This is a genomic window from Pseudidiomarina terrestris, from assembly GCF_030466375.1.
Classification (GTDB): Bacteria; Pseudomonadota; Gammaproteobacteria; order Enterobacterales; family Alteromonadaceae; genus Pseudidiomarina; species Pseudidiomarina terrestris.
On the sequence record NZ_JAGGJE010000003.1, the window covers coordinates 79335 to 97466 of the forward strand.

Genomic DNA, 18132 nt, shown 5'->3' on the forward strand with positions numbered 1-18132 from the left:
CAGACCGACCTTTAAAGAGACTAACGATGGCAAACGACTTTATTGAAATCTATGACAATGCCCTAAGTGCTGACTTCTGTCAGAGCTTTATCGAGACCTTTGAGGGCAGCCCTCACCGGCAGCAAGGCCGAACCGGCGGCGGGGTGGATACCAGCAAGAAATTAAGTACTGATCTTTATTTAAATCAGCACCCGGAATATCAGCAACAGCTACAAACGATTACCGAAGCGACACGGCGCTGCGCACTGGCCTATTTTAAAAAATACCGCTTTGCCTTGATTGCTCCACTAGCACTGCAAGTCCGCCATCCCCGAACAGGCGAGCCCGTCGCACTGACCCATGAAAATTTCGATGAAGTCGCCGCCGGAAACGAAGCCGGCTACATGGAGCTTTTGTACCGATTAGGGGCTATTCAGGCACAAAAATATGAACGCGGGCAAGGCAATTATAACTACTGGCACTGCGAGGTATTCCCAGAGCAAAACAGCACTGAGGCGCTGCATCGAACCTTATTGTTTATGTTCTATCTGAACGATGTTGAAGTAGGTGGCAGCACTGATTTCTATTATCAGGAACGCAGTATTCAGCCCCGTCAGGGACGCATGGTTATTGCCCCGGGTTACTTTACCCATACCCACCGGGGTACGGTTCCGGTTTCCAACGACAAGTATATTCTCACCAGTTGGATCCTGATGAATTCAGGCCAACAGCTATTCGGACGATGACAGCACCAGTCCGTCTTCGTCGAGGATGGTCACAGCAACCTCGATACCGCTGCGTACACTTTGCGTGACCACACAAAAGTCCTCAAACTGGCCAAGGATGCGATCCAACTTATCAATGGCCGCAGCGCGGTTGCCAAGTGCCAGTTCGACAAACAGGTGTGTCACCCGCCAGCGCCCATCAATGCGCTCCATATCACCTTTTACCTTAGCGCTGACTTTACCGGGGTCGCCCTTGTATTTCCGAATCGCAAACATCAGACTTGCCGCCAGACAATTGGCAACTGCAGCACCGAGTAAACGACTCGGATTGGGTCCATCCCCTTCCCCAAGTGGCTCTGGTTCATCCGTCATGATCTGACCAAAGTCCCCAAAATCAATCTCAAACTTATAGTTGTCAATCAACTCCAGTTTTACTTCAAAGCTCGGATTTTCCATGTGTTTCCCTTATTTTTTTGCCATAATAACGAGCTAAACGTTGTTCCATTCGTACGCGCCAGGAGAATGATTCCATGAAGAATCCGCTGTATATTCCCTATGCAGGCCCGAATCTGTTAGAAACACCATTACTCAATAAAGGTAGTGCATTTACTCGCGAAGAGCGCGCAATGTTTAATTTGACAGGCTTATTGCCGCCGCGCTATGAAACCATCGAGGAGCAAGTGCAGCGCTGTTATATGCAGTACTCGAGTTTCGACACGGCACTGAACAAGCACATCTACCTTCGTGCCATCCAGGACAACAATGAAACCTTATTTTATCGGCTGCTGCAGGATAACCTGGCGGAAATGATGCCGATTATCTACACCCCGACGGTGGGGGATGCGTGCGAGCAATTTTCCGATATTTATCGTAGCTCTCGCGGGTTGTTTATCTCGTATGAAGAGCGCGACCAGATTGACGATATCCTCCGAAATGCGACGAAGCGCAAAGTTAAAGTTATCGTGGTCACCGACGGTGAACGCATTCTTGGCCTGGGCGATCAGGGTATTGGCGGCATGGGGATTCCCATCGGCAAACTGAGTCTGTACACCGCCTGCGGCGGGATCAGCCCAGCTTATACCTTGCCGGTATGTCTCGATGTTGGCACCAATAACGAAAAACTCCTCAATGACCCTATGTACATGGGCGCGCGGCATAAACGTATTGATCAGGAAAGCTACGACACGTTTATTGATAAATTTATGCATGCTGTGCGCCGCCGCTGGCCAGAAGCCATGATTCAGTTTGAAGACTTTGCACAGCCCAACGCCATGCCGATTTTGCAGCGTTATCGTGACGAGTTCTGCTGTTTTAATGACGATATTCAGGGCACCGCAGCGGTCACCGTCGGTACCTTGCTTGCTGCCTGTAAAGCCAAAGGCGTAGAGCTCAAGGATCAGCGTGTCGCCTTTGTCGGCGCAGGTTCTGCGGGTTGCGGCATCGCCGAGCAAATTATTGCACAAATGGTTGCTGAGGGACTGACCGACAGCGAAGCGCGACAGCGTATCTTTATGGTCGACCGCTTTGGTCTTTTGACCGAGGGGATGGAAGGTCTTCGTGAATTCCAGCAGGCGTTGATGCAGCCTCGCGAGCAGCTCAGCGACTGGCAACACAGTGGCGATTACCCTTCACTGCTGGATGTGATGCATTGTGCGAAACCGACTATCCTTATCGGCGTTTCCGGCCAGCCCGGCCTCTTCACTGAGCAAGTCATCCGGGCCATGCATCAGTACACCAGACAACCCATTATTTTCCCATTGTCGAATCCGTCCCGACAAATTGAAGCACACCCGGCACATGTGATCGAATGGACCGAAGGTGATGCCATCGTGGCCACTGGTAGTCCTTATGAGCCCATTAAGTATAACGGTGGGTTGTATCCCATCGCGCAGTGCAACAACAGTTACATCTTCCCTGGCATAGGCCTGGGTGTGCTTGCTGTTAAGGCTAAAGTTATCACTGATGCGATGCTCATGGCGGCCAGTAATACCCTTGCGGAAGCCTCGCCCAGAGCTTTGAATAAAGACGAGCAACTGCTACCGCCGCTCACACATATTGCTGAGTTGAGTAAGCAAATCGCCTTCGCCGTAGGTAAGACTGCGCAAGCACAGGGTCACGCTCTGGAAATCAGCGATGAGACCTTGCAGCAGCGTATCGACTCGCACTTCTGGTCGCCCGAGTATCGGCACTACAAGCGGGTCAGTATTTAACCCTTCTGAACTGGCGAAAGACGCTGATTCCTTGTATGTTCAAAGACATCATCAACAAGGAGTCAGCGTATGCAAGCTTGCCCACGTCCCGTTCAGTCATTGTGTTTGGTGATGGTCACACTTGCTGGCCTGACGCTCTGCAAGCCTCTGTTCGCGCAACAAAGCGAAACCGATGACGACCCGGATGAGCAAGCGCTTCTCGATGATTTCCGCTCTGGCTTAAAGACTACCGTCGCCAGCACCGCTGCCTGGCTCGACTCTTTTTTCGCCGAAGGCATTGATGCTGACGCGTACAATGATGCCTACGGCAGTTTAACCCTGCGCCCGGAATGGGACGAATACGATGGCTGGAAAGTCGACTCGAGCTTCCGGGCGAAAGTCATCCTGCCTCACGCTGAGCGCAAACTTTCAGCGATTATTGGCCGCGGCGATTTTGATGATTTTATCAACGCTCAACAAACGACCCGGCCGACAGTCATTCGTCGTGATCAGGCTGACGAAGAATGGATGGTAGGGCTTGGTTTTGACCCCGTGGTGCATGCCAATCATAATGTGTCTTTTGGTGCTGGTTTTCGCGGTGGCATCGATTTTGATCCCTATGTGCGCGCCCGCTACCGCTACGAAGGCATTATCAACGAGCGAAGCGAAATTCATTTACAGACAGTGGGCTTTTGGCGCGACAGTGACGGCTTTGGCATCGCCCAAACCGTAGAGCATGACTTTGCGTTAAGTGAGCGCTGGTTTAACAAGTTCTGGGCGCGCGGCACATTCGCCGAGCGCACCCAAGGTGTTCGCTGGCATGCCTCAGAAAAGCTGTACTACATTTACCATCACGAGCGAGCGGTAGGCGCTGAGCTCTGGTGGTACGGTGAGACTGAGCATCCGGTCCCGATGCAGGACTATGGTTTGCGCGCCTTGCATCGCGCACGCTTTTTACGCGACTGGCTGTATCTGGAAGGCTGGGTCGGCCTGCATTGGCCGCGCGAACAGCTGAATGAACACCGGCGCCCCAGGTGGATAGTTGGTGTCGAGTTCGAACTGTTGTTTGGTCAATAGCTTACCACCATTGCAATGCAGCACCGATGCTACGCAAGCCCAAACCAACCGCAATCAACACGACGATGGCGGCAAACAGGTTTTGCCGTGAGGAGTTGCGGTAGCGGCCCATCATCTTGTGATTGCATGCCCATACCAAAAAGAGAGCCATAATAGGTAACAGCAGTCCGTTGGCAACCTGTGCAAACCAAATCACACTGACCGGACGTAGTCCCAGTGACGCAATCACCACCCCAATCGCTATAATCGCCAGCCAGGTCAGCCGAAACGGCCAGCTACGCAAATCGCCACCGTAACCCAGGATCCCACTTAATGCATACGCCGACGCTAAAGGTGCCGTAAGCGAGGATGACAGCCCTGCCGCAAATAGGCCTATTGCCATCAACCAAGTCGCGCCATCTCCCGCTAAAGGCCGGAGTGAGCCACTCAAATCTGCTGCACCTTCCAAAGTCACTGCCTGGCCAAAAAATGCTGCGGCGGCAGTGGAGACAATAGCGATGGAGATTAACCCACCCAGCGGAATGGATAGCAGCAAATCACCACGTGCTTGAGGTAACTGTTCTGGGCTTTTCCATTTTTGCGCGGAGCTGGCTGCATGCAGGAAGAGGTTGTAAGGAACCACGGTGGTACCAATCAGTGCAATCACCGTTAACAGTGAACCTGTCGGCAGGCTGGGAATGAGCAGGCCGCTGAAAAACTCAGACCAATCCGGACGAGCGATGAGAAACGTCGCGATAAAGGCAATACTCATCACCATGACCAGGCTAATAAGCACTCGCTCCAGCAAGCGGTAACTGCCACTCCAAAGTAAGGCTGCGGCCAATACCCCGAGTACCAGTGGCAGCCAGCCGGCATACGTGCCAATTAGATCGGCCATCCCCAGGCTGGCGCCGGTCAGGTTACCGCCCTGATAAACACTATTACCAATGACCACTGCAGCCAATACCAGCGCAATGGAAAACCATTTCAGCAGCGGATTCTGCAACTGCGAACGGATGGCCTCACCCAGTCCCTGCTGAGTCACAACACCTAAACGTGCCGCCATCTCTTGTAACACCATAGTCGCCAACACTGAAAACACCAGAGCCCACAGCAGCGCATAACCAAAGTTGGCACCGGCAAGACTGGCCGTAACTACTGTACCGGGGCCAATAAAAGCAGCGGCGACAAGGGTGGCCGGGCCAAAACTGAGTTGCTTTAGCTTTGTTATCATTTTTAACTCTCTCTGGTACGGACTGGCAAGATATGCTAAATCAATACCATGAACACAATTTATCAAGCAAGTATCGACACCGAATTAGGCCCCGTCGCTATCTATAGCGATGGCGAAACTCTACAGCAGGTTTCATTTATTGAAAAGCCGGTGAGTGAACCGAGCTGGTGTCCCGTGCTACGCGAAACCGCAAGACAACTAGAAGATTACTTTGCCGGCCGATTGCGGGTCTTCGACCTTCCGTTAAAACCGCGGGGAACAAGCTTTCAGCAAAGCGTCTGGGAGAAGCTGCAGCATATCCCCTACGGCAAGCTAGCAAGCTATGGCGACATTGCCATGGCCATCAATAATCCTAAAGGCGTGCGCGCCGTCGGATTGGCCAACAGCAAAAATCCTATTGGTATTGTCGTACCCTGTCATCGTGTCATTGGTGCCAATGGCACCTTAACGGGCTACGCCGGAGGGCTGGATAAAAAAGCCTGGTTACTCCGTCACGAAGGCTGCTGGCCAGCGCAGGATTAACCTTACTGCTGCTGGTAGTACTGATGCATGGCGGCGGCCTGTTCTGCGACTTTGTCACGTAGTTCTTGTGGAGCCAATACCTCGACCTTGGCGCCGTAACTCAGGATCCAGACGATGAGCTCATCGGTTAACTCGGTTTTTGCCGTCAGTAACAGACGCTCATCTTCACTGTTCAGTTGCTGCGTGCCATTCAGCGGATAGGCTTCCAGCTGTTTTCTGATTTCCGGGGCACAACGCAACTCGATCTGTGCCATCCCAGCGAGGATCTTATCGCCAGCACTGGCAACACGATGAACTTGCGTCGGCGCGAGCAAAGGCAATAAAGGTGCGTCTGGCAGCAGACTCCAACCGTAGGGCTTGCCGCGTTCGTCGGTGGTCAGAGGGAAAACTTCGGAAAGCTCAATCAAATTGCGTTGAATGGTGCGGATACTGACATCGATGCCTTGCTCAATCAGACGTTCACGTAAGGTGTTTACATCGATTTTTTGCGGCTGTCTGGGGATATGACGCAACATCAGTAGATAACGTAGAACCGTTTGCATGGCTGAACTCCTTTTCTGATCCAGTGTCGGCGAATGTAAAGATTAAACTGCGACTGCGACATGCTATGACGCAGCCTGCGATTTTTGTAAATTCGTCGCAAAGTAATTTCATGCCTGACGGGTTACTAAGCAATTTATTCGGAACTCGAGTACACTATAGTGTAGTCAGGAAATCCCGTTCTCTGGAAAAGGCTGCATTGAGGAGTTCACGATGAAACGTTTATTGACTTTAATCATGGCTGGTCTCGTGATGGTGCTTCCGTTTGGCGCTGAAGCACAAAGCCAAAAGGCAGATAAAGGCCAGCAGCAAGCCGACGATGCCAAAGATAAAGCTGAACAGCGCAAACAGGATTTACGCGAAAAAATGAAGGCTGAGCACGAAGCGATGAAGGCCGAGCGTGAAGCCCAGCGTGAAGCATTGAAAGCTGATGCCCAAGGGAAGAAGAAAGACGCCAAAGACAAAGACAAAAAGAAAAAAGATAATGGCGATAATGATAATGGCGGTAACCGGTAGAACCGCCGCGTAGTACTCGTTGAAGACAGCTCAAATGAAAGATGAAAAAGGTGATTCCTTTGTGGAGTCGCCTTTTTTTTGTGTGGCTGATTAAACTTGAGCTACACTCCTACTACTATAAAAACAATAATCGCACTTATGACTAGCCAAGATTCCAGTTTGATCGTTACTCAGCCAACTGATTCAGTCGACGCTGCAAACGAAAAATTAAAGAACAAACAAGATCATCGCTGCAAAAACTGTGACAGCGAACTCTTAGGTGAATTTTGCCATGTCTGCGGTCAGCAAGATCGTCATTACATTCGCAGTGTATTTGCGGTGGTCGCTGACTTGATGGGAGAAATTAGTCATTGGGATTCGCGTTTTTACCGTACCTTGGTCAACCTTTTTACTCGACCAGCTTTTCTTACTCAAGAGTTCGTTCGGGGGCGACACGCATCCTACGTACCACCCTTGCGGCTTTATTTTTTCATCTCACTCATTTCGTTCTTGGTACTCACCAGCTTAATTGACTTTGACGCGATTCGAGCCCCCTCGGAGGAACTCACTCCGGCAGAGCAACAACAAGTTGATGAAACACTCGCTTCCGTTGAAGCGCAACTCAATCGACAAGATATTGTCAGCGCCCCAACAACAACCGAAGAAGTCGTCGAAAAGTTTAGAGTGAGTCTTCCCGGGGCTACTGAAGAGCAAGAACAACAAATCGAAGAAAGAATTCAGGAGTTGGCAAAAGAGCCCAAAATTCTAGTTAAGAGGTTGGTTTCATTAGCCCCGCAGATGATGCTTATCATGCTGCCATTTTGGGCCTTATTTCTTAAGCTTATCTACGCTTTTTCTGGGCGCTACTACCTAGAGCATCTCAGTGCTGCGTTACATACGCATGCTTTTTTACTGCTCTCACTTATGTTGCTAACGGTTATTAGTAGAGGCTCTACCTGGGCCACAGAACTTACTGGCTCTCCGCTGATTGAAGATGTTGTGGACTGGGCAGAGAACATATTGCTCGCCTGGATGGTCAGCTATATGTTGTTCACTCAGAAGCTTTTTTATAATCAGGGCTGGCTATTAACTATTCTAAAATTCATCATCTGCGCTTTAGTTTATGCTGTCTTATTATCCTTTGCTTTTGTTATCATGTTATTTATTGGAATTTTAACCGCTTAACGAGGACGTTTTGGCTGACTCCCGACCTGTAATTGTAATCCCCGCTTACAACCCTGATGAGCAGCTATTACAGCTGGTAAGACAGCTCAACGAGAGTTCTGACAGTTATCAGACGATTGTGGTTGTTAATGACGGCAGCAAGCCATCCTCAATTTTTTCACGGCTAAGCGACTTTTCCCAGGTTGTGGTGCTTGAGCATGACAATAATCAAGGCAAAGGGGCGGCACTAAAAACGGGGTTTCAGTGGGTGCTGAAACACGTCCCTGACAGCAAAGGCGTGATCACTGCAGACGCCGATGGCCAGCACTTGCCGCATGATATTCTGGCAGTCACACAAGCGTTTGCTGGCGAGCCCGAGGCACTCTGGCTGGGCAGTCGTAATTTTAAAGCTCCGGATATTCCGTTTCGCTCGTGGCTCGGAAATATCTTTGCCAGATATACGTTTCGGTTGGGGCTAAGAGTCAACATTCCAGATACCCAAACCGGTTTGCGCGGTATTCCTGCCAGCTTGTTGCCGCAGCTGCTGGAATCTCCCAGCGACCGCTATGAATTTGAGCTTGATATGCTGATTCTCGCCAAACGCGAAGAGCTCGCGTTTCGTAGCCATGAGATCACCACGGTTTACGAAAAAGGCAACAAGAGCAGCCATTTCAAGCCAGTACAGGACTCGATTCGGATCTACAGCAAGTTCCTTAAGTTCTCAGGGGTTGGTATTGCATCAGCGGCGATCGATTATGGTCTATTCGCACTCATCTATGGCTTCACTGGCGAGATACTCGCAGCTATCGCCAGTGCCCGTCTATGCTCGGGGATCTTTAACTTCAGCATGAACCGGCAGTGGGTATTTGGCCGTGGCGGTTCGCTATCCCGTGACGCTACCCATTACACCCTGCTGGCCGCGATATTAGTAGGCACCAATTACATACTCACCAAAGGTCTCTTATTGATTGGGATTTCTCCCTTTATCGGTAAGCCCGTTGCCGAGGTACTTGTATTTTTGCTCAGCTACCGACTACAGAAAAAACTGGTGTTTGGCGATAAAAATCCTGCATAGATGAATTTAATTGCGCTCTTAGCGAATATTTATTAGCATCTCCTCCGCCTTTGAGGTTTTTCCTGAACAACTTTTTTTAATAGATCGCTCTCTTACCCCTCAGAATAGGTAGGGAGCGCAACTGTTGCTTAAAGCACCCTTCAAGGTTGCCTATACAACCCCTAAAAGCCAGTGGATATCGAGTATTCTTTATACAACTTTCAGAAGCTCCCCCCTTTACTCTGAGTTAAAAACTTCTATTGTAGGAGTTGTATAAACAAGTTGTTCAGGTAGACTCAAGCTTAAATCCAAAACCTATTAAAACGATAAATTATTCAGGGTGACATAATGAAAAAATTACTCTTCTCCTCAGTAGCACTAAGCGTATCTGCAGCCCTTTTCAGCTCACCAGCTGCTTTGGCGCAAAGCAATGAAAGCGATGCTCAGGCCGATGCAGAACGCATTACTGTTACCGGTTCCCGGTTGAAGCGGGCAGAAGCCGAAAGTGCTGCGCCTATCCAGGTCTTCGACGCTGAAGATATCGAAGTCTCAGGCATGACCTCAGTAGAGATGATTCTGCAAAGAATGTCTGCTTCTGCAGGCGCAGCTGGTGGTCAAGGCAATGCTTACTGGACCGGCAACGGTTACGGCACCACGCAAGTCAACTTGCGCGGCCTCGGCATTAACCGGACGCTAGTACTGCTGAATGGCCGTCGTATCGTCAACGGCGGTACCGGTGCAAATAGCTCCGTCGACCTGAACATGATTCCAGTCGAGATGATTCAGCGCATCGAGGTATTAAAAGATGGCGCTTCCGCAATTTACGGCGCCGATGCCGTGGCTGGTGTAGTGAATATTATTACCCGTAAGAGTTACGATGGTTTCACTGTCGAGGCACGCGTTGGCGCAACTGATGACGGCGAGGGTCAAGACCGTAACGTCAACATGATTTTTGGTACCAGCGGTGACAAAGGTCGGATCATGGCCACTTTAGGCTATCGCTCTTCTGATGAAATCAATATGGCCGACCAGGCTGGCTGTGCTTTAGCTGAAATGACGACAGGTCAGCTCGATTGCTTCGGTAGTTCAAGCACTATTGGTGGACGTGCGACGATTCTGTCCGGCCCTAATGCTGGCGACCGCATCAACTTTAATCAAGATCCTAATGGTGATGGTGACTCATACGAGCCGTACAGTAGCGCCAAACATAACTTTGCATTTTTCCCTTACCTAAACTCCGTCAACCCGGTCACCAACTGGAACATGTCGGTATTTGGCGATTATCAGCTTTCTGCTGACACCACGGTATTTACCGAAATTCTATACAATAACCGTACCTCTGAGCAGCTGGCGACACCGGGTACATTGCGCGGTATCGAGTTTGGTGCCGATCATCCGACCAACCCAACCGGCGAGACCATTCGCTTAGATGGTCGCCGTTTATTGGAAGGCGGCCCACGGATTTTCTTCCAGGACGTTAATACGTTCCGTACCGTAGTTGGTGCAAGTGGCTATGTCGGTGAGGGTTGGAACTGGGAAGTCGCGTACAACTATGGCCGCAACACTGCGATTGATGGCATGACCAATATCGTCAATATGCAACGTCTGAACCAAGGTTTGGATCCAAATACTTGTGGTAGCAATGGTATTCCGTGTATCGATTTACTTGGCTATGGTGATCTATCGCAAGAAGCTTTAGATCACATCATGTTCCGCACTACCGATAATGGTGGTAATGAGCAGCGTTCACTTACGGCAAACATTACCGGGGACCTGTTTGATCTCCCTGCAGGCTGGGTCCCGGTAGCGTTTGGCGTAGAGCACCGTAAAGAAAGAGGTTGGCGTAACCCAGACTCTTCGATTGTGGCCGGTATCATGAATACCAACCAGGCCGAGCCGATCGAAGGTAGCTATACGGTCGACGAAGTTTACGTTGAAACCTCACTGCCATTGCTGGCAGATCATGATTTCGCAAAATCACTGAGTCTCGACTTGGCTTACCGTTACAGCGACTATGATACGTTCGGTAGCGATGGTAACTACAAAGCAAGTCTACACTGGCAGGTATCGGATTCACTGAAGCTGCGTGCAACGCAATCGACCGCCTTCCGCATCCCTAACATCCCTGAGCTGTTTGGCGGTGTTGCTGAAGGCAACTTAACGACGACCGACCCATGTGATGGCTGGGATCAAGCTGGCGCAGATCCAACAGTGGCTGCCAACTGTCAGGCAGATGGCGTACCTACAGGCTACACACAATTCGGTGCGACCGTTCTTACTACTGTCGGCGGTAATCCAAATCTGAAGCCGGAAGATGCAGAAACCTTTACTGCGGGCGTCGTTTGGGATGTTGATTTTGTCGAGAACCTGCAATTCACATTCGATTATTACAATATCGATATCAAGAATGCGATTCAGACCATTCCAGGCTCAACCAAGTTGTCCGTGTGTTATAACTCAGAGAACCTTTCGCACCCGTTCTGTAGCGCAGAACATTTCACTCGCGACTCTCTGACAGGCGACATCAACTTCTTGTCAGCACAACCGACCAATGCCGCGACAGAAAATGTTTCAGGTGTTGATGCGTCCGTCTTTTATAAGACTGACCTGGCGGGTTGGGCAAGTGACTTTAGCTGGAATGTAAGCTACTTGGACGAGTACACCTTCGCGCCGTTTGAAGGTGCAAGTGAGATCGAATACGCGGGTTACATCACTGGTGGCCGTGGTAGTTACACGCACTGGCGCTCAAACGCTAACGCAACCTTCGTGCGTGACGACTGGCGCGTTCATTACAGCATCCAATACATTGGTAGTGCTGATGATATTAACGCCTCACCTGGCGATATTGGTGACCACGCACCGAGCGTGTTCTACCACAACGTGCAAGGGACCTACTTTATGGACAACAACCTCAGCCTCACCGCTGGCGTGAACAACTTGTTCGATAAAGAGCCACCTTTCATCCAAAGCTGGACCGATGCAAACACTGACACCATGACCTACAACTTGCTAGGCCGTCAGCTGTATCTAAAAGTTCGTTACAGTTTCTGATAATCTGCGCTTCTGCCGCTCGCTCCGTCGAGCGGCAGCTTTTTTTTAAACACATCTTGAGGTAGGACATGGCGCAACATCAGCGTTCCAGTCAATGGCGAGTTTGGCATCGCTGGCTATCGTTAATATTTGGTGTCCAGATGGTGATTTGGACCATTAGCGGTGGCTATATGGTATTTTTCCAACTCGATTTTATTCACGGCGACCATTTAGTTCAGGACACAGCGACCGCTGTTCCAGCAACGACCAAGCCCAGCGCGCTAGACCAAATTCTTGAGCGTTACCCGCACACGACAAGCATTTCGCTTGAGACACGCTGGTTAAACGACGAGCTTACCGCTGTTTATCAGCTCGATGGTCACCAAGGCGAAATGCTTGTTGATGCACAATCGCTGAACTCTATTGTTCTTGAAGAGCAACATATTCGCGAGCTCGCGAATCGCTATTATGCGCTGGAAACACCACAAATCGAGTCTGTGGTTTATCTTACGGAAAACCCACCGACCGAACTTAACCCTGCGTTGCTGCCGATTTGGCAAGTAAACTACGATGATTTCGGAAATACCAGCCTTTACCTTTCCGAAGTCACCGGTGAGATGTTGGTCAAGCGTCACACCTTCTGGCGCGGCTTTGACATTATGTGGATGACCCACATCATGGATTACAACGAACGCGTTGATATCGAAACCTGGTGGCTGAAAGCCTTTATTATCGGCACCTTTATTTTGATGATCACCGGTGCGGTATTGTTGGTTTACACCATCAGCTTTAAGAAGAAGAAACATGGAGGTGACCAATGATGCGCTTTATGCAATGGCTGCACCGTTGGGTAAGCCTTATTCTGATTGTTCAGGTACTGCTTTGGTTAGCCAGTGGCCTCTTTTTCGCCTTCACCGGTCACCACGGCATGTCGGGTCACCAGTACATGGAGCACCAACACCCGCCAATGCTGGTCGATACGGAAACGCGGGTAGGTATTGAAACTATCTATGAGCGGTACCCGTCGGCGAAATCGATCCAGCTGAACAGTGTCATGGGGATCGGCCAGTACGTCGTCACCACAGCGGATAGTACCCTTTATATCAATGCCGCAGACGGCAACCTCTGGACCACAGACGCTGCGTTGGCAACCGAGATTGCGTTAGCCAGCTACAGTGGCCCCGGTGACGTTACTGAGGTAACCACTGTCAGCGGTAGCGATGAAGTGGTGGGCTGGAACAGTGCCGGTTTCCGCATCGACATGGCGGACGATTTAAATACTCGTATTTATGTTGATGCCGCCTCCGGACAAGTCGTTGAGCATCGTAATACTCCATGGACGCTGGCCGACTGGGCCTTCAAACTGCACTTTATGGATTATAGCGGCGAGCGCAGCTTCAATCATCTGCTGATTTGGAGTGCGGGACTGCTGGCATTGTGGTTCTCATTATCGGGACTCATTCTGTTAGGCCGTAACCTGGCTCAAGGAGATTTTAATCCGCGCCGTAAGCCAACCATGCTTGAGCATTTGCAGCAAAATAATCAGCCGGTTGCCAGTAGTTGTGGTGGCGGCGGTACCTGTGGCTTGTGCAAAGTAACCCTGCATGGTGACCAGCTACCTGCGCCGACGGCAGCCGAAAAAGCTATGCTCAGTCCTGCTGAGCTGAGTGCCGGGCTGCGACTTTCCTGCCAGCACCGAGTTGATGAGAAGATCGAGATTGAACTACCCAATGAGCAGGTGGCGACCGTTGCGCTTGAGCTTAAGAGCAAGCGCCAGCTGACGCCATCTATCGTGGAGCTGACTTTCGTCAGCCAAGAATCGATTGACTACCGCGCTGGTCAGTTTATGCAGTTCATGATCCCACATCAGGAACAAGTACTGTCACGTCACTATTCAGTTGCGACGCGGCCCGACCCGCACCAATTTGTCTTCACCGTCCGGCAGATGCCGTCGCCCAGCGAAGGTGTTCCGCCGGGGGTGGGCTCAACCTATCTGTGCAATCTGGCAGTAGGTGATGAGGTTGAAGCCATTGGTCCATTCGGTGACTTTGTCTTGACCGAAGCCTCAGCCCGCACGCAGTTATTTATCGGCGGCGGAGCTGGTGTCGCACCACTACGTGCGCTGTTGCAGACTGAGCAGGCGGCCAGCGAACCGCGTCCGTGCGTATTCTTTTATGGCGCCCGGCATAGCAGTGAACTGTGCTATCGCGAAGAGTTCGAGCAACCATCTGGCATTGAGTACACGCCGGTTCTGTCTGAAGCCGACGCTGAGGATAACTGGCAAGGTGAAACGGGTTTCGTGCACGAAACTGTTGCCAAATGGCTGGCTGAACAGGATGTCAACGCCCTTGATGTCTACGTTTGCGGGCCACCACCGATGCTGAAAGCGACCATGCAAATGCTCGCCGACGCCAAAGTGCCACGCGACCGTATCCGCTTCGATGATTTTGGTATTTAAATAGACCAAGTCCGCGCGGACCACTAACCAAGCAAGCGCCTGCGGTGTTCTTCACTTCAGGCGCTTTTTTTGTGCTCGCTTCTGCGGGGGCTGCAGCAGTGGTTTGTCCTTCCCTTCTTCGATTGCGTGTATACTAAGCATAGACGTCGATGCTACGGACGCATGGCTACAAAAGTCAAAATTATGTTATAGTAGCAGCATCAAACGTAAGGAATGACTATGCAGGACTTGCAGGGGCCTATGACGCATCCATCTCAATTACCGAAACTACCCGGTATGTTCTTTCGCTCGCTATTTACTGTCGCGCGTAATGATCAGGCCGAAGCTTCTGCAACTCAGGTATGCAATGAATTCAATGCGCCAGCGCTTAGTCAGGCCCAGGTTGGCCGCTACAAAGATGCATTCGATGGTTTCGTCAGTGATGTGCCCTTGACGCTGATGTACTGTCTCGCCCAGCGCGTCCACCTTGCGCAAATGCTGGATGAAGCCTTCCCATGGCCAGCTCCCGGCTTGGTGCATGTCAGTAACGAGCTCGAATTACACGCCCCCATTACTCTTGGGGAAGAGTTTTATATTCGCGCCACCATCGATTTACCGGCGCGAGGTCCAAAAGTCTCTCCGCGTCGGTTACGTCCGGTATTTACTGTTGAGTTTTGGCAACACGACAGCAAGGTTGTGACTTGCGTCAGTCAGTATCAGGTGATGCCCAAGCAAGGACCTAAATCCAGCAAACCGCGCGAGCAAAAAGTCTCAGTAGCGCCAGGGGAAGATTGGCAGCAACTGAAACACTGGCAGCTGGATACGACCGCAGGACGTTCTTACGCGCGTTTATCGGGCGATTTTAACCCTATCCATTTGCATCCTTTGCTGTCGCGGTGGTTTGGTTTCGAAAAGCCGATCATTCACGGCATGTACATGGCGGGTCGCGCGCAGGCTGAGCTCGAGCGGGCGCATCAAAAACCCGTGCAACGTATCGATGTGACCTTCAAACGTCCCGTGCCCTTGCCTGCTGACATTGCTCTTTGGCAAAAGCCATCAGCAGACAATACGGCCGGAGACTATCAGATTTGCGGCGCTGAGGATCACCTGCAGCGCCTCGAGGGAAGTTTTACTCTTCAGTCAGAGTAAGCTGTTCAGCCGCTGCACTTGCGATATCATCGTTGCTAAAGTGCAGTGGACGTAATTGCGGCTGTGACGAATACAACAGGGTCTGATCTAGATAGTGATCAGAATCACTGTCCGACGCCTGTGAATAGGTCAACAAGCCTTCTGCAACCGGTCCCTGATCAGTAAACTCCAGCGCAAACATCCAGCTCGAACCATAAGTGACATGATAACCACCAGCGGCAGCGCTCAAGTCTGAGCCAGGCAGAACCGGGTAAATATGCCGTGGCAACAAGGTACCATCGTTACCGGTGTTGCTACTGAAGACGTTAAACCCACCTTCAATATTATTCGCGCCACCCCATGGCAACTTAACGCCAGATGGTGTGCCATCAGGCAAGCTGCGCTCAACAAACTGCACTTCTGCAAGCGTAGCATCCACCTGCAGGCCTGCCTGTTGAATACGCTCCTGCGCATCAGCCAACTGTTGCAACACGGTCGCGTTCGCCGCCAGGGTGTTTGGCGTGGTCACTGGCTGGGCCGGATCAAAAGCGACCTGCCATTGCGGATTGCGGCGGAACTGTGATGCGAATTCACGGAACATCATGGCACCCACACTGCTTAGATTCATGCGCCCGTCAAATTGCGCCAGCGCCGCACAGCCGCTGGAAATATCCACACTCGCACCGCTGCTGCTAGTTACTGGTGTGGTTCCCTGTGCCTGACAATGCGCCACCAAATCCGCCAGCACCTCTTCGGATAACCAGGTACGATTATTTATCAGTCGGTCAACCAGATCTGCGCGGTTGAATTTACCGTCGACTGAACCGCCTTCCGCGAGCATTTTCTGCCCCAAGCGTGAGCGGAACGATTGCTGGTCACCGACCGGCCCCCAGAGTGGCGAGACCCCGGTGATAGGCACTTCAGGATTGGTTAGCCAATAACTGTTATTTGAGTTTTGCACGAAGTCACTACGCTCTAACTGCGGTGCCTGGGCAAAAGGAATGGTTCCCTGTGGCAAATAAAGACTATCGTCGCCAGGGAAAATAAACAAACCCGCTTGTTGCGTTAGCCCCTGATAAAGCGGGTTTTGTGACCAGGCAGCAAGCGCTTCGGGCACAATATTAGGTACCGAAGAACCGTCGGTGAAAAAGGCATTACCCTCTTTATCAACCGCCATGGCGTTATTAAATACCGTGCCGGTGTAGTCAACAAAGGTCTGCTTATAACTTTCGATGCTATCCGCAAGGTTCATACCTAACCAATGATCAAACAAATCGTAGTTTGGCAAATTGGCATCATGCAGCGCATAAGCGACTTGTTGACCCGTCACCGGATCTGTTCCCCACGGCAAAGCATTGGGAATAACGATAACCGGACCAAACTCGCTGTGGTAGCTGCTACGCTGCAGCGTCATAAAGGTACCCGGACCGGTAGCGACTTCGATTTCATGGAACTTGCTGCTCATCTCCACAGGTTCGCCATCCAGCAGGTAAGTTTTACCTTCTGAATCGTTGCTATCCAAAGTCAGCCGGTGGATGGTGAAGCGCGATGCCGTCGAGAAGGTATGCGTCCAGGCCACATTCTCGTTGAAGCCGATATTTACAATACCAGGCATACCAGATAACGAGCCGCCAACGACTTTCAATTCACCCGGGACTTCAATACCGAACTGCCAGAAACGTTGATTACCCGTATGCGGAAAGTGCGGATTGGCAATCAGCATACCCTGACCGCTGGCACTTAAATCGTTACCGATGGCCCAGCCATTGGATCCTGATTCAGTGGGGTTGGTATCCGGAACATCGGCATGTAAATCAGCAATGGTCGCTGTTGACATGGCTTCGCCAGTTTCTTTATTGGTGGCGCCACTGGCCTGATTCGGCGGAATGGCTAAGAACAGAGGCCCGGTGAAGTTTGCCGCACCCGGTAACAAAGCCACGCCTTGTGCATAGGTCATGATGTCGATCGGAGTGATGGGTTTCACCCACGGCTGGCCGGCACAAGCTGGGGCAATGTTATCGACCCCGGTATCTGCAAGATAGCGATTGTAACCCGTGGCATAACCGGTGATCAGAGCTTGCGCACGTTCGCTGATTTGCTCAAAACCCTGTTCGGCGTTTTCTCTGATACCAAGCGCCAGATAGCCAAAGTCATTTAAGATATTGTCAGAGTCGCCGCTACCAGGGATACGATCCGGGCCAAAATAACGCGCCCGTTCTGAATTAAACTTGACGACCTGATCGGCAAGAATACAAATATTATCGCGAGCAAATGCGTAGCCAACACCATAACCCAGACTTTCGAGATTATCTGCGGTGATGTAAGGCACGCCGTAATTGGTCCAGGTGATATCCGCTTCGACCTGTCCATCAGGTGCAAATGCGACCAGTCCTGTAGGTTCTGGATCCGGGGTGCCGACGTTATCATCAGGCTCTGAATCGCTACTGCCACAACCGGCCAGTACAGCAACACACACCGCTGTCAGTAATGGGCGCCAAACGCCATTTTTAGAATAGTTTGCCATTTTTTTAATACCTGTTAGTTTTTTGTTTTAGCCGGTCAGAGTATGGCCACTCCCG

General features: G+C 51.0%; 15 protein-coding genes. 11 read left to right on the plus strand and 4 right to left on the minus strand.

Annotation, left to right across the window (positions count from 1 at the left end; all coding sequences use genetic code 11):
* The first annotated feature begins 26 nt into the window (after positions 1-26).
* A complete protein-coding gene (locus J6J28_RS08910) occupies positions 27-725 on the plus strand; it encodes a 2OG-Fe(II) oxygenase (protein WP_301721188.1) in 699 nt (232 codons plus the stop codon).
* Here the strand turns inward: J6J28_RS08910 and J6J28_RS08915 are convergent.
* A complete protein-coding gene (locus tag J6J28_RS08915) occupies positions 711-1160 on the minus strand; it encodes an OsmC family protein (RefSeq protein ID WP_301721189.1) in 450 nt (149 codons plus the stop codon). The two genes, J6J28_RS08910 and J6J28_RS08915, sit on opposite strands and share 15 nt — an antisense overlap.
* A 74-nt stretch (positions 1161-1234) precedes the next feature.
* Here J6J28_RS08915 and J6J28_RS08920 point away from each other — a divergent pair, with 74 nt between their 5' ends.
* Both J6J28_RS08920 and J6J28_RS08925 read left to right on the plus strand, forming a co-directional pair.
* Positions 1235-2914, plus strand: a complete 1680-nt coding sequence (locus tag J6J28_RS08920) for an NAD-dependent malic enzyme (protein WP_301721190.1) — start codon at positions 1235-1237, stop codon at positions 2912-2914.
* Between the two features lie 69 nt (positions 2915-2983).
* Positions 2984-3970 (plus strand): hypothetical protein, encoded by a 987-nt coding sequence (locus tag J6J28_RS08925; protein ID WP_301721191.1) that lies wholly within the window; start codon positions 2984-2986, stop codon positions 3968-3970.
* Between the two features lies 1 nt (position 3971).
* Here the strand turns inward: J6J28_RS08925 and J6J28_RS08930 are convergent, their stop codons facing one another.
* Positions 3972-5183 carry an Nramp family divalent metal transporter gene (locus J6J28_RS08930; RefSeq protein ID WP_301721192.1) on the minus strand — a complete coding sequence of 404 codons (1212 nt, stop codon included), beginning with the start codon at positions 5181-5183 and terminating at the stop codon, positions 3972-3974.
* Between the two features lie 57 nt (positions 5184-5240).
* Here J6J28_RS08930 and J6J28_RS08935 point away from each other — a divergent pair, with 57 nt between their 5' ends.
* Complete coding sequence (locus tag J6J28_RS08935; RefSeq protein WP_301721366.1) at positions 5241-5705, plus strand: methylated-DNA--[protein]-cysteine S-methyltransferase; 465 nt, start codon at positions 5241-5243, stop codon at positions 5703-5705.
* 2 nt (positions 5706-5707) lie between these two features.
* Here J6J28_RS08935 and J6J28_RS08940 read toward each other — a convergent pair whose 3' ends face one another.
* The gene (locus J6J28_RS08940) at positions 5708-6247 is read right to left on the minus strand and encodes a WYL domain-containing protein (RefSeq protein ID WP_301721193.1); all 540 of its coding nucleotides are present in this window, start codon (positions 6245-6247) and stop codon (positions 5708-5710) included.
* Positions 6248-6458: 211 nt separating this feature from the next.
* On the opposite strand from J6J28_RS08940, the gene J6J28_RS08945 reads away from it, so the two are divergent.
* The 7 genes from J6J28_RS08945 (at position 6459) to J6J28_RS08975 (ending at position 15574) form a co-directional block, all read left to right on the plus strand.
* Positions 6459-6761: a hypothetical protein gene (locus tag J6J28_RS08945; protein ID WP_301721194.1), complete on the plus strand. Its 303-nt coding sequence runs from the start codon at positions 6459-6461 to the stop codon at positions 6759-6761.
* 138 nt (positions 6762-6899) lie between these two features.
* The gene (locus tag J6J28_RS08950) at positions 6900-7925 is read left to right on the plus strand and encodes a DUF3667 domain-containing protein (RefSeq protein WP_301721195.1); all 1026 of its coding nucleotides are present in this window, start codon (positions 6900-6902) and stop codon (positions 7923-7925) included.
* Positions 7926-7935: 10 nt separating this feature from the next.
* Positions 7936-8979, plus strand: a complete 1044-nt coding sequence (locus J6J28_RS08955; protein WP_301721196.1) for a bifunctional glycosyltransferase family 2/GtrA family protein — start codon at positions 7936-7938, stop codon at positions 8977-8979.
* A gap of 327 nt (positions 8980-9306) precedes the next feature.
* A complete protein-coding gene (locus J6J28_RS08960; protein WP_301721197.1) occupies positions 9307-12009 on the plus strand; it encodes a TonB-dependent receptor in 2703 nt (900 codons plus the stop codon).
* Positions 12010-12077: 68 nt separating this feature from the next.
* Positions 12078-12809, plus strand: a complete 732-nt coding sequence (locus tag J6J28_RS08965) for a hypothetical protein (RefSeq protein ID WP_301721198.1) — start codon at positions 12078-12080, stop codon at positions 12807-12809.
* Positions 12806-14446 carry a PepSY domain-containing protein gene (locus J6J28_RS08970; RefSeq protein WP_301721199.1) on the plus strand — a complete coding sequence of 547 codons (1641 nt, stop codon included), beginning with the start codon at positions 12806-12808 and terminating at the stop codon, positions 14444-14446. Before J6J28_RS08965 ends, J6J28_RS08970 begins: the two co-directional genes overlap by 4 nt.
* A gap of 240 nt (positions 14447-14686) precedes the next feature.
* A complete protein-coding gene (locus tag J6J28_RS08975; RefSeq protein WP_301721201.1) occupies positions 14687-15574 on the plus strand; it encodes a MaoC/PaaZ C-terminal domain-containing protein in 888 nt (295 codons plus the stop codon).
* Here J6J28_RS08975 and J6J28_RS08980 read toward each other — a convergent pair.
* Entirely contained in the window at positions 15555-18077 is a 2523-nt protein-coding gene (locus tag J6J28_RS08980; protein WP_301721203.1) for a penicillin acylase family protein, read from the minus strand. The genes J6J28_RS08975 and J6J28_RS08980 overlap by 20 nt on opposite strands.
* Positions 18078-18132 lie beyond the last annotated feature (55 nt).